This window comes from Actinospica sp. (assembly GCF_035552695.1).
Classification (GTDB): Bacteria; Actinomycetota; Actinomycetes; order Streptomycetales; family Catenulisporaceae; genus Actinospica.
In genome coordinates, this window is the sequence record NZ_DASZKT010000088.1 from 1 (window position 1) to 2379 (window position 2379).

Sequence of the window (2379 nt, forward strand, 5' to 3'; positions counted from 1 at the left end):
CCGGCTGACTCACCGTTAGGGCTAGCGGGTCACGCGGAGCGCGGGTCCGACGGGGTGAATCCGGCCAGGTACGGGCGTGTCCTGGCGCTTTCCGTGATGACGGGCGGCGACGATGTTTTCGTGATCGAGGCGATCGAGCTCTCCGCACGGCGGCACGGACGACAGGTACTCGACGGGGTCGGCTTCCAAGTCAGGCCCGGACAGGTGACGGGCCTGCTCGGCCTGCCTGGCTCCGGGAAGACGGCCGTGCTGCGTCGGATGCTTCAGCTCGACCCGGGCGGCGGACGCACGCTCTACGACGGGCGGACGTTCCGCATGCTGCGGCACCCGATGCGCACGGTCGGCGTGATACTCGACCCCCTCGCCCTGCATCCGGGGCGCACGGTGGGCGGCCACCTCAGACTGGCCCTGTCCGCCGATCCCGGCGCCGCGCCGGGCGGCCGGCGCGAGCGGATCGCGGCCGTGCTCGACGTCTGTGGGCTGAGCGACCAGCTCCGTACCCGGATCGCCGAGCTGACCGAGGGGATGACGGTACGCCTCGCCCTCGCGCAGGCGTTGCTCGGAGACCCGGAGGTGCTGCTGCTCGACGAGCCCGAGTACGGCCTGGAACCCGAGGGCCAGGACTGGCTCAACGCCCTGCTGCGGGCGTACGCCGCGCAGGGTCGCTGCGTGCTGGTCACGGGGCAGAACACTGACGCGATGGTGCTCAGGGCCGACCGCATCCTCGTGCTCGACGAGGGCCGGCTGGTCGGACAGCGCACCGCCAGGCAGGCCGCGCGCGACCTGTCCGGGGACTGCGTCATCGTGCGGACGCCGCAGGTGCTGCGGTTCGCCGCCGTGCTCGTCGCGGCGGGAGCCGAGCCGACCCAGCTCGACGGCGCCTGCCTGGAGGTGCGCGGCTTGGACCGGGCCAGAATCGGCGATCTCGCCTTCCGCAACGAGATCCCGCTGCACGAACTGGCGGTGCGCTCCGCCGCGGACGACCCGGTCGTCGCCGTACTCGAAGCCTGCCGCAGGCCGCCCGCGGTACTTCCGGTGCAGGCCCCGGCCACGGTCCAGGTGCCCGAGCACGCCGAGGCCGAGGTAGCGATGCCCTTCAGCGGAAGCGATCCGCTCGAGACCGAGTCGGCGGCGGAGTCCGCGCTGCTCTCGGTCATCGAAATGCCGAAGTCCGCATCTGAGGCACCCACAGAACCACCCGCAGCAGCTCCGCGAAGCGACGACACCGTCGCCACCGAACAGGAGAGCGTGCGTTGATGGGCCTGCGTGCGGCGCCGACCGCGGCAGGGTCCGCGGCGGCCTATGAGGTGGCGGGAGGGTCTGCGGTGATGGGCCTGCGTGCGGCGCCGACCGTGGCAGGGTCCGCGGCGGCCTACGAGGCGGCGGGAACGACTCCGGTGTTGGGGTTGCGTACGGCTGCGACCGCTCAGGGATTCGAGGCAGGGTTCGAGGCACGGTACGAGGCAGCCGGAAGGTCTGCGGTGGTGGGGCTGAGTACGGCTGCGACCGCTGAGGGATTCGCGGCAGGGTTTGAGGCGACGAGGGAGGGGCTGCTGTGATGGGCTTTCGTTCCGCGTGGGCGGCGGCGGGGTACGAGGCGACGCGGCTGCGCACGCGGCGGTCCACGTTCGGGGTGTTCGGCCTGGCCATGTTCGGCTCGGCGCTGGCCACGCTCCCGGCAGCGCGGGCCGCGGTGAACTCCGGGAATCCGCAGGCGCACGTCGCGTGGGTCGTCGCGGGCGGATCGGCCGGGATGATCCTGCCGGGCACGGTCGCCGTGCTGGCCGCGGCATGGCTCGGCGCGGGGCTGGTCACCGAGGACTACCGGCACGGCGTCGGCCTCACCACGTACACCAGGCTGCCGCGCCGCGGCGCGGGGCTGGTGGGCAAGCTGTTCGTCGCGCTCATCGTCGGGATCTGGCTCGCCTCCGCGACCAGGCTCGCCGCGTACCTGACCGCGCTCGGCGGCTTCGCGCTGACCCGCGGCAGCGTGGCCGCGTCGCACATCTCGCTCGGCGCCGTGCTGACGCTCCCGACTCCGGCGGAGTCCTGCTTCGCCGCGTTCGGCGGAATGGCGGGCGTACTTTGCGCTCCCGTCTTGCGGCTGCGACTGCTCGCCGTGCCCGCCGCGTGGCTGCTCGCTGCGCTCACCGCGGCGCTGCTGCCGGGGTCGCACAGCCCGTACACGCTGGACATCGTGCGCGGCATGACCGAGCTCGGCCTCCCGGTCGAGCAGACCGCGATCGCGCTGCCGGAGACGCTCGTCTGCACGCTGCTGCTGGCCGCCCTCTACGCGCTGCGCCGTCGCCGGATCGACTGAGCCGATCAGCGCACCTCTCCGCGCTGCGCCAGCGCCTGAACGACGACTGCGTCGGCGCC

General features: G+C 73.0%; 2 protein-coding genes. Both read left to right on the forward strand.

The window, feature by feature from the left end:
- Nucleotides 1-120 precede the first annotated feature (120 nt).
- Nucleotides 121-1257, forward strand: a complete 1137-nt coding sequence (locus VG296_RS11210) for an ATP-binding cassette domain-containing protein (RefSeq protein ID WP_325565587.1) — start codon at nt 121-123, stop codon at nt 1255-1257.
- Nucleotides 1258-1558: 301 nt separating this feature from the next.
- Entirely contained in the window at nt 1559-2320 is a 762-nt protein-coding gene (locus VG296_RS11215) for a hypothetical protein (RefSeq protein ID WP_325565588.1), read from the forward strand.
- Nucleotides 2321-2379 lie beyond the last annotated feature (59 nt).

Coding starts and splice junctions, on each gene's coding strand:
- VG296_RS11215 (WP_325565588.1), top strand. CDS start 1,559: ATGGGCTTTCGTTCCGCGTGGGCGGCGGCGGGGTACGAGGCGACGCGG.